Genomic DNA, 14,911 nt, shown 5'->3' with positions numbered 1-14,911 from the left:
ACTCGCAGTACGACAGAACTCCGACAGCAAAGACGTGCTCTACCTCCCCGACACCACACACAACACCCTCTACCACGGACTACGCTGAAACCCCCACCAACAACCCCCACACACCACCACCCAACACCACACACACCCGTACAACGGCATCTCTCCTCCACAAGCACAAACTGTGCTCAGGCCGGGCTCAGTCGTGAGCCCGGCCGCACCTTCGCAGATCAGCGAAGTGATTCGATCCGCGCAGCAAAGCAGGCGATCTCATCGGTGGCGCCACGAGGCAGGTCGGCGATCGCTGTCTCCGGCAGTGCCTCGATCACGTCGCGCAGCCGGACGCCGAGTTCCGGCAGCAGGGTCCAGGCCGCAGCGGGGGCGTTGACAGTGGCGAGCAGCAGGTCACCCTCGTAGAAGTATGCGTCGAGCAGCGGTTCCTCGATCAGCAGGCGCACTGCGAGTGGAAGGACGTACGGCAGTGCGACCTGCTGGGAGACGAGAGTGCGCAGATCCGCAGGGACAAGTGCACGCAGCGGGACGCGTCGCAGCTCATGCACCTTGCGGATCAGCCGAGTTGAGTCGGCGGCAGGAGGCGCCCAGCGAGGCGGGTCCAGCTCGTCGAGCGTGCGATCGAGGTGCAACCGATGATCCATGGGGTTCATTCTCAAACTTTGGCCGGTATGTGTCTGCCGCCGCCAACCGCGGTCCGGGTCCGCGCGTGCCCGCAGCGTTCGATGCATCGCCCCTGGCCCGCCGTGATCAATGATCGGAGCCAGCGGAAGGGGCGATGATCGGGTGCGGCCCTACAGGGAGGTCGTGCCAGGCAGCCAACCTCACGTGGCCGTGGGGCCGACGTCGAGATTCCGGTGCCCTCCGACGGCGAGGTCTGGGTGGTCGGAACAGTCGTCCTCGACCAGAGCGGCAGAGTTTTCGCCCAGAGACGCAGTCCCGACATGCGGCTCTTCCTCAACTGTTGGGGCATCACCGGTGGCCACGTCCAGCCCGGTGCGTCGTTGCTGAACGCCCTTGCCCGTGAGGTCGAGGAGGAGACCGGTTGGCACCTGCACAGCGTCCGGCGCCTGCTCGGGATCACCACTTGGACCGGCGACGACGGTGCCGGAGAGCAGCACGAGGCCGATTGCCTCGTCGAGGTCGGCGGCGACCTGGACCACCCGCTCCCTGGGGTGGTCCAAGCACACCTCCTACGACTGGTTCGGCCCCGGTGACCTTCCCCGCCTCAGGGAGAACCGGGCCCCGGCGAATACCTCGTCCATGATCTGGTCGCGAAGGTCCTTCGAGTCCACCCGGACACAACTTGGCCCCGAGCACGGACCACCGACCGATGCGACGGAAACAGAAAACGGGCCGGGCAGGTCTCAGGAGTGGTAGAGCACCCGGACGACCATGGCGTCGGCCGGTAGGGACTCCAGATACTCGTTGAACATCCGGAGGTACTCGGGGCCGCCGCTCTCGATCCAGCGTCCGTCCAGGGTGAGCAGCGTGGGCGTGGGCAGCACCGCGGCCACCTGCTCGGCGACGAACGTCTCAAGGTCCTCGCCGAAATACGCGACCGGGTCGCCGGTGAACCGGTGCTCGAGGTCCGGGGTCTCGACGAGGGCCCGGACGAGCGGCTGACCGGTGAACTCCTCGACGACTCGCTCTCGCGGATGGGTCACCGGGTCGACGTGGGCCCTGGTCGCGAAGAACCCGTACGGCAGGGCCGGTGGGTAGCCGGTCGCGAACTCCTGGTACTCCCTCCACAGGACGCGGGCTTGCGCGGCGGCCTCGTCGCGGTCCACCGCGAGGTCGAGCAGCCCACGCGGCCCACCGTGGCACCGGGAGGGCGGCGGATCGACCGGCGGCTCCGTCCACTCGTCGCGGCGGACGAGCCTCGGATCCTGCTCATGCCCGGGGAGCACGGCGAAGAGGCACCCGGCACCGGACACGAACCAGTAGTCCCACTCCCCCACCCAGTCCGGGTCGGGGTGGTCCGCGCGGTTGTAGTCGAACGGGTCCATGGCCCGTCCGATGGCCCGGTGGAGGTCCTCGGGGGCGCAGGGCGGGACACAGACGGTGACGCGCTGTTTGGCCATGTCTCTGGCCTTTCGTTCGGTGCGGGGCCGGTCGGGCCGACCGCTCGGGCCGGGTTCCCGCGTCCCGGATTCAGCCGCCTGTCCGGGCGAGGCGGAATCCGAGGTCGTCGATGCGGAAGGTGGGGTGGCTCTTGCGGCGGCACGATGCCCGGCAACCCCGGGGCGGATCGTACGCGCCCCCGCCGCGGAACACCCGGTACGGACCGTAGACCCGGGGGTCGTAGAGGTCCCAGCACCACTCCCACACGTTGCCGATCATGTCGTGCAGGCCCCACGCGTTGGGCGCCCGGGTCCCGATGTCATGCACCTCGCTGCCGGAGTTCCCGCGGTACCAGGCGATCTCGTCCAGTTCCCCGTAACGGGCTCCGGAGGTTCCGGCTCTGCACGCGTACTCCCATTCCGCCTCGGAGGGGAGTCGGTAGCCGTCCGCCTGCCAGTCGCAGATCACGTCCAGCCCGTCGCGGTCCTCGCCCGTCGTGTAGCAGGGCCGGAGCCCCGTCTCCCGTGAGAGGCCGTTGCAGAACTCGACGGCTTCCTTCCAGGAGATGTCGGTCACCGGGGTGCGCGGCCCGGCCGAATCGCCGGGCGCCCTGCCTCGAACGGCGTGGTACAGCTCGCGGGTCACGGGGTACGCCGCCAGCCGGAAGGCACCGACCTCGGCCCTCCATTCCGTTCTCGTGCCCTCGTCGCGCAGGACGATCTCTCCGGCGGGGACGCTCCTCATGTTCTCGGCATCCGTCCGGTGGAGTATCGACTCCGGGCTCATCACCGCTCCTCATGTGCACCGGCGCATCGGTCCGGTACGTCGTCGGACCGCCGGCCGTACGAGGACAGCCGGGCTCGTGGGACGCCCCCGCTTCTTCCTCTCGGAGGACCGACGATACAGGCAGGGCTTCCGTCGCCCACGCGGCTGCAACACGGATGTTCAGCAAAGACGTTGGAGGGTGTGCACCGGGCGGCGGTTGGATTTCCCCGACCTTCCCGGACCTTCCCGGACCTGACGGTCTGACGGGCCTGGTACGGCCCAGTCAGGCGTCCTGCTCGTCGGCGAGCGGGCGCTCCAGGGGAAGCGGGAGGAAGCGGCAGGCGAACGTGAGGCCCGCGTCCGCTCCGTCTCCCCCGAGACGGTGGTTCCATGCGTCGGCGGTCTTCGCCGGGCCAGTCCCTCCGGCGGGAACCCGGGTTCCGGCCGTCGGTATCCCGACGTGGTCGAACACCAGCACTTCGGGAACCGTGCGCTCCCTGATCGCGTACGCGGCGACCCGGATCCTCGGTCGGTCATGGCCTCGTTCTTCCTCACCACCACCGCAGAACGCCGTCGGTCATCGACACCGAACCCTGTCCTTCGCCGGCAGCTGAACGGCGGCGGCATGCCGTCCCATGCACGGCGGAATGCCCTGATCAGGCCGATGCACAGTCACCGCATGGCATACCAGTTCGACATGGTTCAGTCGCTCACTTCCGTTGTTCACGGCGACGGGGCGGGCGGTATCCGGGAGTTCGTCCGCGGTTTCGCGGCGCACTGGACAAAGCCGCTCGGTGACGAGGACGGCCTGCCCGAGGCCGATGTCGTGGCGGCCGAGGAGAGGCTGGGCCTCCGGCTGCCTCCGGCGCTGCGGGAGGCGTATCTGCTGTTCGGCCGCCGCACGGATCTCACCAGGAACCACGACACCCTGCTCGGTCCGTCCGAGCTGTACGTGGACAGCGGCCAGGAGGCCCTGATCTTCCGGCACGAGAATCAGGGGGCCGCCTCCTGGGGCGTCCCGCTCGAAGCGCTGGGCACGGAGGACCCTGCCGTGTTCGTCCGGGCGGATCTGGCCGACAAGAGCGCCGAACGGTGGGAACCCTGGCTGGACCGGCTCTCCCTCGCACTCGTCGAGACCGTTCTCTCGGAATCCGTACAGGCGGATGACGAACTCTGCGACTTCCTGATGGACTTCGACGAACACGGCGTCGAACTGCTGGAGCAGAAGTGCGTCCGGCTTCCCTTCCCCGCCTACCCGGCCTGCGAGAAGGAGCCCGGCACCCGCTGGTTCCTCGGCCCGGACGCCCTGCTCCGCGACGACGACGGGGCGGCCCTCTACGCCCGGGGCCGGACCGAGGAAGCACTCGACGGCATCCGTGACCTGGTCCCGGGCGACTGGCTGAACGACTTCCGTGATGCCACACCGGGCGACCAGGAGTAAGACGACGCCTGCCCGCCCGTTCCCGCCCCGGGCCGGAGCCGAATGGTCCCGTCCAAAGCGACATCGTTCGAATCCTGTCCGGGCGATGCGCGGCAGTTGTGTCTGCGGCGGCACTCGTCGATTCCCGACCGGTGGCCGGAGCCCTCGCCCGGCCTCGCAGGCGTCGTACCGTTCGCCCACGCCAGAGGCCTGCCACGGGCGTTGAAACTCGTGTCGCGGCGGGCCGTCGGGCTCACGCGGGGGCCGGGCCGGCCCCCGCGTACCGTCATCAGGCCGTGTGCAGTGTCAGCCCGTACCGGTTCAGGATCTCGTTGATCGGCTGGTGCCAGGTCTCCCCGCCGCCGGAGCAGTTGCCCCAACCGCCCGAGGTGACCCCCTGGGCCTGGTCCCCGCTGATGAAGGAACCGCCGGAGTCACCCGGCTCGGCGCAGACGCTCGTCTTGGTCATCTGGTGGACGGCGCCCTGGCTGTAGTTCACGGTTTCGTTCTTGGCCAGCACGTTGCCGCAGTGCCAGTGGGTCGTGGAACCTGAACGGCATATCGAGGCGCCGACGGGGGCTTCCGCGGAGCCCCGTACCAACTGGTCCGAAACCGTGCCCCAGCCCAGGACGACGGGAACGGTCCACCAGCCGTTGCCGACGCTGACCCAGGCGTAGTCGTTGTCGGGGAAGGACGACCCCTGGAAGTTGCCGATGGCCGACCGGTCCCATCCGCTGACCGCCGCGCCCGCCTGGCCGCAGTGTCCCGCCGTGACGAACCCGCCGTGCACGGAGAAGCCGATGGAGCACCGGACGTTGCCCGTGTAGTAGGGGTCGCCGCCCACCGTCCCGGCGGCGAAGGTCCTGGGTGCCTCGGGCGTCCGCTTCACCAGGACGGGACCGGCCTCGCGGGCCTTGGCGACGAATGCGCGGACATCGTTGTCATCCTGCGCCGAGGTGACGATGTCGACGACGACCCGGTTCGCTTTCGGGTCGACGTGCCAGCTGCTGACGCCGGCCGGTGCGGACATCGTGTCGATCCGGGCCTTGGCCGCGTCGAGTTGTCGAGCGCTGTGGCGCACCAACCTGACGGACGCGCCCGCCGCTTCCACGGCCCCGGTCCTCCGGCCGTCGGTGACGGCCACGTTGAGCTTGCCCGTGGCCGGATCGAACCAGGAGCCGGCGTACGACGATCCCGCGGCCCGTTGCGCCTTGCCCTGTACGGCGGTCGCGGTCTTCTCCGCGGCCAGTCGCGCCCTGGCCTGGTTTTCCGTCAGGCCGAGGTCCCTCCGCATGGCGGAGAGCAGGCCGGTGGACGCCGGTTCGTCCACGGCCCCGGCACGGGAAGCACTGGAGGTGCCGACGGGCTGGTCCACGGCGACGGGCAAGGCCGATGCCGTGGCGAGCCCCATGGTCGCCCAGGCTCCGACGACGAGCGTGGCGGCCAGGTTCGCACGCAGTGCGGTCATGTGTCTCAAGGGAGTGGCCCTTCTGTTGTTCCGGCATGGTGGGGGAGGAACAGGGGCAGCGAGAGGCCTCGACTGAGAGCGCTCTCAGGAGATGCCGCAACGGACTGTAACGCAGCCCGCCTATCAGGTCCATGCCAATGGACAGGTTCCAGAACCACTTCCGCGCCCCCTGCCCCGGCCCCGGCGACACGAAGCCCGGCCCGACGCGATCGTCCCGAGAGGTTTCTCACCCCGCCGGGCACAGGCCGTCGGCCCGCACGCCGACCACAGCCCGCCGAGTCAGGTGCAGGCGTGGGCGTGAACCCGCCTCAGCAACGCCGCCAACTGGTCCTGTTCACGCCGGTTCAAGGGGGCGAGCAGTTCCTTCTGCACGGCCAGCGCCTCGGCCTGGAGCTCGGAGAGCACCACGCGGCCGCCCGGGGCGAGGGTGACGGTCACCCGGCGGCGGTCGTCGACGTCCCGGGCCCGGTCGACGAATCCGGCCACCGCGAGGTCATCCACGATCTTGACGATGTCGCTCCGGTCGATCCCGAGCCGGGACGCCAGCTCCCGCTGCACATGGGGACCGAAATCGGCCAGCGCCGACAGGACGGCCATGTGCCAGAGCCGCAGTCCGCGCTCGGCCAGCCGCGCCGCCAGCCGGCCGCGCGCCGCCTTTCCGGTCTTGGACATCAGATAGGTCGTAAGTCCCAGGAGGCTGGGCGGGGTCTCACTCATTGACACCATCTTAGGCATGCACCAATGATGGGTCTGCACCTACTAATTTGGAGTGGTTCATGGATGCCCTGCACCCTCGTCTGCTGGTGAGCGCGTTCGCCCCCTGCTTCCGTTTCTACGACGGTCTGCTGCCGGTCCTGATCGGGGCGGACCGGACCAGTGGCGGCGAGTCCGGTCCGTACGCGCACTGGGACGTCGACGGCCAGGGGGTGCTGGCGCTCCTCGACCGCGATGCGATGGCCGCCCTCACCGGTACCGCCGGGCTGCCGGCCGCGGCGCCGCCCGCCCAGGACCGGTCGATGTTCGTCTGCCGGGTCCCCGACGTCGACGCCGGGCTGGCCCTGTGCCTGGAGCACGGGGCCGGCCCGGTCGCCGGGGCGTGCGACCGGCCGGACTGGGGTCCGGGGCTCCGCACCGCGCACGTACGCGATCCCGAGGGCCACCTCATCGAGTTGCAGTCCTACTGAACGGCCCCCGATCCCACGCCCGTGCGCCCCGTTCGGCGGCTACCCCCGGGCCCAGTCGCGCATGGCGCTCCGCGAGGCGAAGGAGGCGACGTCCTTGTCGAGCGGCTGGTCGGTGTACTGGTGGATACGCCAGGACGCCTTGATCCTGGGCTTCCCGGCGGTCACGTAGTCGGCGATCCAGAGACCGTCCCCCGCGTACGAGGTGGTGTCGTGGTTCAGCCAGAAGTGACGGTTGCAGTACAGCAGGACCTTGTGATGGGGCCTCAGGCGTTTGACCTCACGGATGAAGCGGTCCTTCTCCGCGTTGCTCGCCCTCGTGCCCTCGCCGTTCTCCTCCCAGTCCACCGCGAGCAGATCGCCCGCCTTCTCCGGGGTCTTGCTCACGAAGTACTCCGCCTGGGCCTTGATGTTCCCCGGCCAGAGAAAGTGGTAGAAACCGACCACGCATTCCGCGTCCCGGGCACGCTTCACCTGTTCCGCGAGGCGTGGATTGATGTACGAACGACCCTCGGTGGCCTTGATGAGGACGAAGTCCAGCCCGCCCGTATCGAAGGACGGCTGATGGGAACTGACGTCGACGCCATGCAGCATGGGCACCGCCTTCCACTGACCCTGGTGGTTCCGGTTCTCTCCCTGTAGGTGCCCGCCGTCGCTCGCTCCCATCCTCCGGGTGAACGGGCGAATCGTTTTTCCATCGCTGCTTTCCAACGCCGTCCGCTACCCGCCAGCGCCGGGCCAGGTCGGACCGGGCCCGGCGCTGGACGGTCCGTTCGGCGTTACCGCTCGTCGCCCGAAGCGGCCGGAAGGCTGTCCATGAAGGAGCTGACGGAGAAGACCGCGCGCCCGGGTCCGGGCGGGCCGTAGCCGGGGGGCGAGCTGAGCCCGTACTCCTCCATCGTCGCGCGGTAGGCGTCCAGCAGACGGATGTGGTACTCCAGCGGCGCTCCGTCCGGGTTGGTCTTCCCGAGCGGGGTGGTGGGTTCCGGGCACCAGGTGGTGAACCGCGGGGTGATGCCGTGCGACATGAAGAAGCGCAGGCCCTCGGTGGTCGAGGCGATGGCCTCGTCCACCGTGGTGAAGCCGAAGGGCGCGGCCATCTCCACACCGGCGACGAAGTTGGGAATGACGTTCCGGGCGCCGAAGACCTCGGCGGAGTCCAGGATGCGGCGGTGCCACTCGTCGCGGCCCACGTAGCGCTCCTTGCCCGGGCAGTAGAGCTCGAACAGCCTGCGGTCCCACACCTCGTAGTTGGGGTGGTAGATCTGCACGCCGTAGTCGTGGAAGCGCTGCACGTCGGCCTTGGGCAGGGCCTGGGCGACGACCTTGCCGATCCAGCGGCCGGGGAAACGTTCCTCGATGGCCTTGGCGTACTGCCCGTAGAAGTCGGCCTCGTCACGGCCGCCGATGTGGGAGGTGATGGCGCCACCGGTGAGCGTGTAGGCCGTGGAGGTCTTCGCGGTGTCGTACTTGTCGATGATGGCCAGCGCCTCCAGGACCTCCTCGACCGGCTTCACCCCGGTGTACGGACGGCCCGCCGCCTTGTGCTGGCGCCAGTTGTGGTTGATGTCGCAGTACTGGCACTCCTCCTTCGCCCCGAAGTACTGGCAGACCCGGAAGACCGTCAGGTACACGAGGTAGCCCCACTGGATGGTGGGCGCCACCTCCATCACGGACTTGCCGTTCTCCAGGGTGTGGCGGTAGTAGTCCGGCATGGGCGGCAGGCCCACGTCGGAGATCCGCCGGCCGTCGAGGTACAGCCCGAGCACGCCGTCCTCGTCGGCGGCGACCCGGTAGGGGGAGGCGGGGTTGACCCGTACCGACACCACGGTCCTGCGCAGGTCGTACGGGCCGCCGGTGAGCACGATCTCCTCCGGCGGGCGGCGGAGCGCGGCCGCGCCGAGCTCGGGGAGCGTGCCGTGGTCGAACGAGAAGATGAAGTACGACTTCGGCTTGACGTCGCCGTCCTCGTTGTCGCTGAGCGCGGATTCGTCGAACGCCACGCCGCCGCGCAGGAGGTCCTCCTTGATGACGGCTTCCCGGGGGACGTGCGGGAACTGCTCCATGAGCCGCTCCACCAGGCGGGTGCGACTCCCGTCCCGGTGGCTCGTCTCGGTGCTGCTGCGGTCGGTACTGCTGGGCATGTGCGGGACTCCTCGGTCCGGTCGGCGACGGCGCTCCGGGTACGCCACACGGTGCAACGAATCAGGCACGCCGGCAGTGCCCCGCCGTGCCGGTCGATTCGTGCCGGTGTCGCGGGCGTGATGCCCGGTCACCGGCTCGCGGTCCGGATCGCCCGCCGTCGACGGTACCCGCCGCGATGCTCACCCGGTCCAGTGGGCGGGGCGGTCGAGGGACCGCGGGAGCTTCGTCGCCGCGTCGCCCCTGGCCGCGTTGAGCTGGGCCTGGGTGAGGAAGAGACCCCCGGTGAGGTCCGCGCCGGACAGGTCGGCGTCCCGGAAGTCGGCGCCGATCAGGTCGGCCAGGCGGAGGTCGGCACCGGTGAGGTCCGCCGCGATCAGGTACGCGCCCCTCAGGTCGGCGCCCCTCAGGTCGGCGCCGCGCAGCCTGGCCCCGATCAGGTCGGCACCTCGGCGGTGGCGCTTCTTCCCGCGCGGCGCCGTCGCCCGTACGAGTTCGCTGGTGCGGAGCAGGAGCCTGGCCACCTCGTCGCGGTGACCGGACACGTCGAGGCCCGCGAGGTCGTCCGCCGGAAGGCGGGTGAGGTGTTCCGTGGCGTCGAGGGCACGTCGGAGGTCGCCCCTCAGGGGCCGCGCCGGTTCCAGGGACAGCGCCTCCGTGAGGTACCAGAGGAGTTCGTGGAGCTGCCGCATCACCGGGAACACCTGGAACATCTGCCGGGCGGTCTGCGGCGCGGAGCGCCAGTCCTGTCCGCCGAAGGTCTCTCCGGAGACCTTCTGACCGGCCCCGAAGCAGTCGTACACGGTGCAGCCGGGAAAGCCCTGCGTCCGCAGCCGGGTGTGGATGCCGCAGCGGAAGTCCTCCTGGAGGTTGCGGCAGGGCTCCCCCGCGTCCTTGTCGATCGCGAAGTCCGCGGACCGGGTCAGGGTCAGCGCGACGCAGCACAGCCCGAAACAGTTCGCGCAGTCGGCACGCAGCCCGGCACGGTCGATGGGGGCGGTGCCGGGGCCTTGGACGTTGTCGGGCACAGTGCGTGAATCCTCTGGGGTACGGAGCTGTCGGCGTTCGAGCCTATAGGGCCATGTCACCCGCGCACACCGATTTCATGATCGGCCGCATGCGTCGGGCCGTCGGGGCCGGTTTCGGAACGGTGCGTCACATGGCTCGCGCGGCCCCCGCCCCCGTCCGGGCGAGCCGTTCCCGCAGCGGCCGGGGCGCGGCACCCGGGTCGTTGTCAGTGGGGCGGCGCACACTGTCGGCAGTACCGCACGGGCGAAGGGGGCACTGATGGGCACCGAGCACGAGACCGGGTTCGAACCGGCCACCGGGGACGGTCCGGCGGCTCCCGCACCGGACCCGGGGCGCGCGGCCTCGGTGCGGACGGCGTTCGAAGGGATGCTGCAGATCCGCCGGCTGACGAACCCCGGGCACGCCGCTCCGGAGGGCGTGCCCGCGTCCTGGGAGGCGCACCGGCCGGTGCGGGCCGTGGCCATCGCTCTGGAGGCCTCGGGCCTGCCCCCCTCGGCCGTCGACGGATCGGGCAGCCGTACCGCGACCGGGTACCGCCTGGAGCGGGGCGAGGCGCCGGGCGGCGTCCGTGTCGAATGGCTCGGTCCGCCCGGCAGCGGGGCGGCCCATTCGGAGGCGGACGGGCTGAGCCGGTGCGCGGCGGTGCTGCGGGAGTTGGGCTGGACGGTGCTGCTGTACCGGGGAGCCCGGCGCCGAAGATTCCTGGAGGTGGAACCGCCGCCCGGCACCCGGCGGTCGGACGGCCGTTAGCGGGCGTCCGCGCGTCGCTGCGGCGGGCATTGTCGGACCCATGGGGGATGCTGGTGCGTCCGACACCTCTGACCGGGAGATGCTGAGATGCGCGATGACGAACTCGCCGCAGCCCAGGCCTACGTCCGACTGCTGGAGGCCACTCGGGCCGCGCTCGCGGATCCGGACGACGGCCCTCTGTACGTGCCGTTGCTCGCCTCGCCGATCGCGGAGGCCGACGGCGCACTGCGGCGGGCGGGTCTGTGCGGCAACGAGTCCCGCTTCTTCGACCTGGTGCGTTCGCTCCGCCCGAGCATGCCGGGCGGTCACTGACCGGGGCTGTCGGTCAGCCCCTCCGGCAACCTGTGCCGACCCTTCCGGCGGGCGACACCGCGCCCGCACCACCCCCGGCACCCCGCCCGGCGGTTGCTTGCCTGCCGCCGCGTCCGGCGGCCGGTGGGCCCCCTTCTCCTCGGGCGTCGCGAGGCCCTCTTCACCCCGCCGCCCCGATGCGTCACCATGCTGTGGGCGAGTCGGCGGAACGAGCGCTCCCGGGCGCTGCTCCGAGGGCGTTCACGGCCTGCCGCCCCGCCCCGGCCCCACTCGTCGGGACGATCGGCCCTCCCCCGATGCGCACGCTTCCGCATACGCGGTGAATTGATTCAAGACGGAAGAACAACCCGACCAGCCGATTGACCGGAACCCTGGGAGAACCTACCGTACGATCGAACTGAAACGATTCATATGTTCTTCAGTCCGACCGGCTCCCGGTCGCTGGATACCCCTTGCGAGGTACTCATGTCCGATGTGTCGACCGTCAAGGAAGTCCTGAAGTCCCAAGTGATCGAGACGCCCTCATGGGGCTACGGGAACTCCGGGACGCGTTTCAAGGTGTTCGCGCAACCGGGGGTTCCGCGCGATCCGTTCGAGAAGCTGGAGGACGCGGCGCAGGTGCACGCGTTCACGGGCGTGGCGCCAAAGGTGTCCCTGCACATCCCGTGGGACAAGGTCGAGGACTACGCCGCGCTGAACCGGCACGCCGAGAGCCTCGGCGTGCGGATCGGCGCGATCAACTCCAACGTGTTCCAGGACGACGACTTCAAGCTCGGTTCGGTCACCCACCCCGACCCGGCGGTGCGCCGCAAGGCCACCGACCACCTGCTGGAGTGCGTCGGCATCATGGACGCGACCGGGTCCCCCGATCTCAAGCTCTGGTTCTCCGACGGCACCAACTACCCGGGGCAGGACGACATCGTGGCCCGGCAGGACCGGCTCGCCGAGGCGCTGGCCGAGGTCTACGAGCGCCTCGGCGACGACCAGCGGATGCTGCTGGAGTACAAGCTCTTCGAGCCCGCGTTCTACACGATGGACGTGCCGGACTGGGGCACGGCGTACGCGCACTGCCTGAACCTCGGGCCGAAGGCCCAGGTGGTCGTGGACACCGGGCACCACGCACCGGGCACCAACATCGAGTTCATCGTGGCGTTCCTGCTGCGTGCCGGAAAGCTCGGCGCGTTCGACTTCAACTCCCGGTTCTACGCGGACGACGACCTGATGGTCGGGGCCGCCGACCCCTTCCAGCTGTTCCGGATCATGCACGAGGTGGTCAGGAACGGCGGTCTGAAGCCCGAGACGAACGTCAACTTCATGCTCGACCAGTGCCACAACATCGAGGCGAAGATCCCGGCCGTGATCCGCTCGGTCGCCAATGTGCAGGAGGCGACCGCCAAGGCGTTGCTGGTCGACGCGGCGGCGCTGGAGGCGGCGCAACGGTCCGGTGACGTGCTGGCGGCGAACGGTGTCCTGATGGATGCCTACAACACCGACGTCCGTCCGCTGCTCGCCGAGGTGCGTGAGGAACTCGGCCTGGCCGGGGACCCGTTCGCCGCGTATCTGGCCTCCGGCAACCAGGAGCGGATCGCCGCCGCCCGGGTCGGCGGCGAGCAGGCCGGCTGGGGTGCCTGACCCCTGCCCCTCCCCCGTACGTCCGCCCCGTCCCGTTCTCCTTCCTCCTCCGGATCACAAAGGAATTCCATGACCTCCGCGACGCATCCCGAAGTCGCCGCGCTGCTGGAGCGCGCCCACCGCATCGGCTCCGATCCCCGCAACACCAACTACGCCGGCGGCAATGCCTCGGCCAAGGCCACCGCCATCGATCCGGCCACCGGCCGCGAGACCGAACTGCTGTGGGTCAAGGGGTCCGGGGGCGATCTCGGCACCCTGACCGAGGCAGGTCTCGCCGTGCTGCGCCTGGACCGGGTGCGTGCGCTCGAGGACGTGTACCCGGGAGTGGAGCGCGAGGACGAGATGGTGGCGGCGTTCGACTACTGCCTGCACGGCAGGGGTGGAGCCGCTCCGTCCATCGACACGGCGATGCACGCCCTGGTCGGGGCCGCGCACGTCGACCATCTGCATCCGGACTCGGGCATCGCGCTGGCGTGCGCCGCCGACGGCGAGAAGCTCACGGCGGAGTGCTTCGGCGACAAGGTGGCCTGGGTGGGCTGGCGCAGGCCCGGATTCCAGCTCGGCCTGGACATCGCCGCGGTCAAGGAGGCGAACCCGCGGGCCGTCGGCGTGATCCTGGGCGGGCACGGCATCACGGCCTGGGGCGAGACGTCCCAGGAGTGCGAACACAACGCCCTCTGGATGATCCGCACCGCCGAGGCGTTCCTGGAGGAACGCGGCAGGGCCGAGCCCTTCGGTCCCGTGTGGGCGGGCCGGGAGCCACTGGCCGAGGAGCGGCGCCGGGAACGTGCGGCGGCGCTCGCCCCGTTGATCCGCGGGCTGGCCTCCACCGACCGTCCGCGGGTGGGTCACTTCACGGACGCGGAACCGGTGCTGGACTTCCTGGCCCGCGCCGAGCATCCGCGGCTCGCCGCGCTCGGCACCTCGTGCCCGGACCATTTCCTCCGTACGAAGGTCCGGCCGCTGGTTCTCGACCTGCCCGCGGACGCCCCGCAGGCCGAGGTGGAGGCGCGGCTGCGGGAACTGCACGCGGAGTACCGGGAGGAGTACCGCACCTACTACGAGCGGCATGCCTCACCCGGCTCCCCGGCGATGCGCGGTGCGGACCCGGCGATCGTGCTGGTGCCCGGGGTCGGCATGTTCTCCTTCGGCAAGGACAAGCAGACGGCCCGGGTCGCCGGGGAGTTCTACCTCAACGCCATCCAGGTCATGCGTGGCGCCGAGGCCGTCTCCTCGTACGCCCCGATCGAGGAATCCGAGAAGTTCCGGATCGAGTACTGGGAGCTGGAGGAGGCCAAGCTGCGCCGGATGCCGAAGCCCAGGCCCCTGGCGGCCCGGGTGGCGCTGGTCACGGGCGCGGGGTCCGGCATCGGCAGGGCCATCGCGCACCGGCTGGTCGCGGAGGGAGCGTGTGTCGTCGTCGCGGACCGCGACGCCGAGAACGCCGCCTCGGTGGCACAGGAGCTCGGCGGGCCCGACGCGGCCGTCGCGGTCGCGGCCGACGTGACCGACGAGAAGCAGATCGTCGCCGCGTTCGGGGCGGCCGCGCTCGCGTTCGGCGGTGTGGACCTGGTCGTGAACAATGCCGGGATCTCCGTCTCGAAGCCGCTGCTGGAGACCACCGTGCAGGACTGGGACCTCCAGCACGACATCATGGCGCGCGGCTCGTTCCTGGTGTCGCGGGAGGCCGCCCGGATGATGCGGGTCCAGGGCCTCGGCGGCGACATCGTCTACGTCACGTCGAAGAACGCGGTGTTCGCGGGCCCGAACAACATCGCCTATTCGGCCACCAAGGCCGACCAGGCCCATCAGGTGCGGCTGCTGGCGGCCGAACTGGGCGAGCACGGGATCCGGGTCAACGGTGTCAACCCCGACGGTGTGGTGCGTGGTTCGGGAATCTTCGCATCGGGCTGGGGGGCCCAGCGCGCGGCCACGTACGGCGTCGAGGAGGAGAAGCTCGGGGAGTTCTACGCCCAGCGCACGCTCCTCAAACGCGAGGTGCTCCCGGAACACGTGGCCAACGCGGTCTTCGCGCTGACGGGCGGCGACCTCACGCACACGACGGGGCTGCACATTCCCGTCGATGCCGGTGTGGCCGCGGCGTTCCTGCGATGACCCCCGCCCTCGCCCCGGCCGTAAGGAGGTCGC

At 70.2% G+C, this 14,911-nt stretch carries 16 protein-coding genes; 7 read left to right on the top strand and 9 right to left on the bottom strand.

Annotated elements, in window-relative coordinates; genetic code table 11:
• Positions 1-218 precede the first annotated feature (218 nt).
• Positions 219-653, bottom strand: a complete 435-nt coding sequence (locus ACFYW1_RS28425) for a contact-dependent growth inhibition system immunity protein (protein WP_388999145.1) — start codon at positions 651-653, stop codon at positions 219-221.
• Between the two features lie 204 nt (positions 654-857).
• On the opposite strand from ACFYW1_RS28425, the gene ACFYW1_RS28420 reads away from it, so the two are divergent.
• Positions 858-1,217, top strand: coding sequence for an NUDIX domain-containing protein (locus tag ACFYW1_RS28420; protein ID WP_388999143.1), 360 nt, complete (start codon positions 858-860; stop codon positions 1,215-1,217).
• A gap of 150 nt (positions 1,218-1,367) precedes the next feature.
• Here the strand turns inward: ACFYW1_RS28420 and ACFYW1_RS28415 are convergent, their stop codons facing one another.
• The 3 genes from ACFYW1_RS28415 to ACFYW1_RS28405 form a co-directional block, all read right to left on the bottom strand.
• Entirely contained in the window at positions 1,368-2,084 is a 717-nt protein-coding gene (locus ACFYW1_RS28415; RefSeq protein WP_388999140.1) for a hypothetical protein, read from the bottom strand.
• Positions 2,085-2,154: 70 nt separating this feature from the next.
• A complete protein-coding gene (locus ACFYW1_RS28410) occupies positions 2,155-2,850 on the bottom strand; it encodes a formylglycine-generating enzyme family protein (protein ID WP_388999137.1) in 696 nt (231 codons plus the stop codon).
• A 262-nt stretch (positions 2,851-3,112) separates the two neighbouring features.
• On the bottom strand, positions 3,113-3,307 hold the full coding sequence (locus ACFYW1_RS28405; protein ID WP_388999134.1) for a hypothetical protein: 195 nt from the start codon (positions 3,305-3,307) through the stop codon (positions 3,113-3,115).
• A gap of 201 nt (positions 3,308-3,508) precedes the next feature.
• Here ACFYW1_RS28405 and ACFYW1_RS28400 point away from each other — a divergent pair, with 201 nt between their 5' ends.
• A complete protein-coding gene (locus ACFYW1_RS28400) occupies positions 3,509-4,270 on the top strand; it encodes an SMI1/KNR4 family protein (protein WP_388999131.1) in 762 nt (253 codons plus the stop codon).
• A gap of 268 nt (positions 4,271-4,538) precedes the next feature.
• Here ACFYW1_RS28400 and ACFYW1_RS28395 read toward each other — a convergent pair whose 3' ends face one another.
• Complete coding sequence (locus ACFYW1_RS28395) at positions 4,539-5,717, bottom strand: S1 family peptidase (protein ID WP_388999128.1); 1,179 nt, start codon at positions 5,715-5,717, stop codon at positions 4,539-4,541.
• 279 nt (positions 5,718-5,996) lie between these two features.
• Positions 5,997-6,434 (bottom strand): MarR family winged helix-turn-helix transcriptional regulator, encoded by a 438-nt coding sequence (locus tag ACFYW1_RS28390; protein ID WP_388999125.1) that lies wholly within the window; start codon positions 6,432-6,434, stop codon positions 5,997-5,999.
• Between the two features lie 59 nt (positions 6,435-6,493).
• Between ACFYW1_RS28390 and ACFYW1_RS28385 the strand changes: the two genes are divergently transcribed.
• Complete coding sequence (locus tag ACFYW1_RS28385; RefSeq protein WP_388999123.1) at positions 6,494-6,901, top strand: glyoxalase/bleomycin resistance/extradiol dioxygenase family protein; 408 nt, start codon at positions 6,494-6,496, stop codon at positions 6,899-6,901.
• A 39-nt stretch (positions 6,902-6,940) separates the two neighbouring features.
• Here the strand turns inward: ACFYW1_RS28385 and ACFYW1_RS28380 are convergent, their stop codons facing one another.
• From ACFYW1_RS28380 to ACFYW1_RS28370, 3 genes are all read right to left on the bottom strand, one after another.
• A complete protein-coding gene (locus tag ACFYW1_RS28380) occupies positions 6,941-7,492 on the bottom strand; it encodes a glycoside hydrolase family 25 protein (protein ID WP_388999120.1) in 552 nt (183 codons plus the stop codon).
• A gap of 185 nt (positions 7,493-7,677) precedes the next feature.
• On the bottom strand, positions 7,678-9,042 hold the full coding sequence (locus ACFYW1_RS28375) for a radical SAM protein (RefSeq protein ID WP_388999118.1): 1,365 nt from the start codon (positions 9,040-9,042) through the stop codon (positions 7,678-7,680).
• A gap of 180 nt (positions 9,043-9,222) precedes the next feature.
• Positions 9,223-10,068 carry a pentapeptide repeat-containing protein gene (locus tag ACFYW1_RS28370; RefSeq protein WP_388999115.1) on the bottom strand — a complete coding sequence of 282 codons (846 nt, stop codon included), beginning with the start codon at positions 10,066-10,068 and terminating at the stop codon, positions 9,223-9,225.
• A 259-nt stretch (positions 10,069-10,327) separates the two neighbouring features.
• Between ACFYW1_RS28370 and ACFYW1_RS28365 the strand changes: the two genes are divergently transcribed.
• The 4 genes from ACFYW1_RS28365 (at position 10,328) to ACFYW1_RS28350 (ending at position 14,878) form a co-directional block, all read left to right on the top strand.
• Positions 10,328-10,819 (top strand): hypothetical protein, encoded by a 492-nt coding sequence (locus ACFYW1_RS28365; RefSeq protein ID WP_388999112.1) that lies wholly within the window; start codon positions 10,328-10,330, stop codon positions 10,817-10,819.
• An 87-nt stretch (positions 10,820-10,906) separates the two neighbouring features.
• A complete protein-coding gene (locus ACFYW1_RS28360; RefSeq protein WP_388999109.1) occupies positions 10,907-11,131 on the top strand; it encodes a hypothetical protein in 225 nt (74 codons plus the stop codon).
• 465 nt (positions 11,132-11,596) lie between these two features.
• The gene (rhaI, locus tag ACFYW1_RS28355) at positions 11,597-12,763 is read left to right on the top strand and encodes an L-rhamnose isomerase (protein ID WP_388999106.1); all 1,167 of its coding nucleotides are present in this window, start codon (positions 11,597-11,599) and stop codon (positions 12,761-12,763) included.
• A 69-nt stretch (positions 12,764-12,832) separates the two neighbouring features.
• Positions 12,833-14,878, top strand: a complete 2,046-nt coding sequence (locus ACFYW1_RS28350) for a bifunctional aldolase/short-chain dehydrogenase (RefSeq protein ID WP_388999103.1) — start codon at positions 12,833-12,835, stop codon at positions 14,876-14,878.
• Positions 14,879-14,911 lie beyond the last annotated feature (33 nt).

It is taken from the genome of Streptomyces sp. NPDC002669 (assembly GCF_042889165.1).
Taxonomy (GTDB): domain Bacteria; phylum Actinomycetota; class Actinomycetes; order Streptomycetales; family Streptomycetaceae; genus Streptomyces.
Note: the sequence above shows the minus strand (reverse complement) of the source record. Positions and strands in the feature narration are given on the sequence as shown.

Coding starts and splice junctions, on each gene's coding strand:
- ACFYW1_RS28425 (WP_388999145.1), bottom strand. CDS start 653: ATGAACCCCATGGATCATCGGTTGCACCTCGATCGCACGCTCGACGAG.
- ACFYW1_RS28415 (WP_388999140.1), bottom strand. CDS start 2,084: ATGGCCAAACAGCGCGTCACCGTCTGTGTCCCGCCCTGCGCCCCCGAG.
- ACFYW1_RS28410 (WP_388999137.1), bottom strand. CDS start 2,850: ATGAGCCCGGAGTCGATACTCCACCGGACGGATGCCGAGAACATGAGG.
- ACFYW1_RS28400 (WP_388999131.1), top strand. CDS start 3,509: ATGGCATACCAGTTCGACATGGTTCAGTCGCTCACTTCCGTTGTTCAC.
- ACFYW1_RS28395 (WP_388999128.1), bottom strand. CDS start 5,717: ATGACCGCACTGCGTGCGAACCTGGCCGCCACGCTCGTCGTCGGAGCC.
- ACFYW1_RS28390 (WP_388999125.1), bottom strand. CDS start 6,434: ATGAGTGAGACCCCGCCCAGCCTCCTGGGACTTACGACCTATCTGATG.
- ACFYW1_RS28385 (WP_388999123.1), top strand. CDS start 6,494: ATGGATGCCCTGCACCCTCGTCTGCTGGTGAGCGCGTTCGCCCCCTGC.
- ACFYW1_RS28380 (WP_388999120.1), bottom strand. CDS start 7,492: ATGCTGCATGGCGTCGACGTCAGTTCCCATCAGCCGTCCTTCGATACG.
- ACFYW1_RS28375 (WP_388999118.1), bottom strand. CDS start 9,042: ATGCCCAGCAGTACCGACCGCAGCAGCACCGAGACGAGCCACCGGGAC.
- ACFYW1_RS28365 (WP_388999112.1), top strand. CDS start 10,328: ATGGGCACCGAGCACGAGACCGGGTTCGAACCGGCCACCGGGGACGGT.
- ACFYW1_RS28360 (WP_388999109.1), top strand. CDS start 10,907: ATGCGCGATGACGAACTCGCCGCAGCCCAGGCCTACGTCCGACTGCTG.
- rhaI (WP_388999106.1), top strand. CDS start 11,597: ATGTCCGATGTGTCGACCGTCAAGGAAGTCCTGAAGTCCCAAGTGATC.
- ACFYW1_RS28350 (WP_388999103.1), top strand. CDS start 12,833: ATGACCTCCGCGACGCATCCCGAAGTCGCCGCGCTGCTGGAGCGCGCC.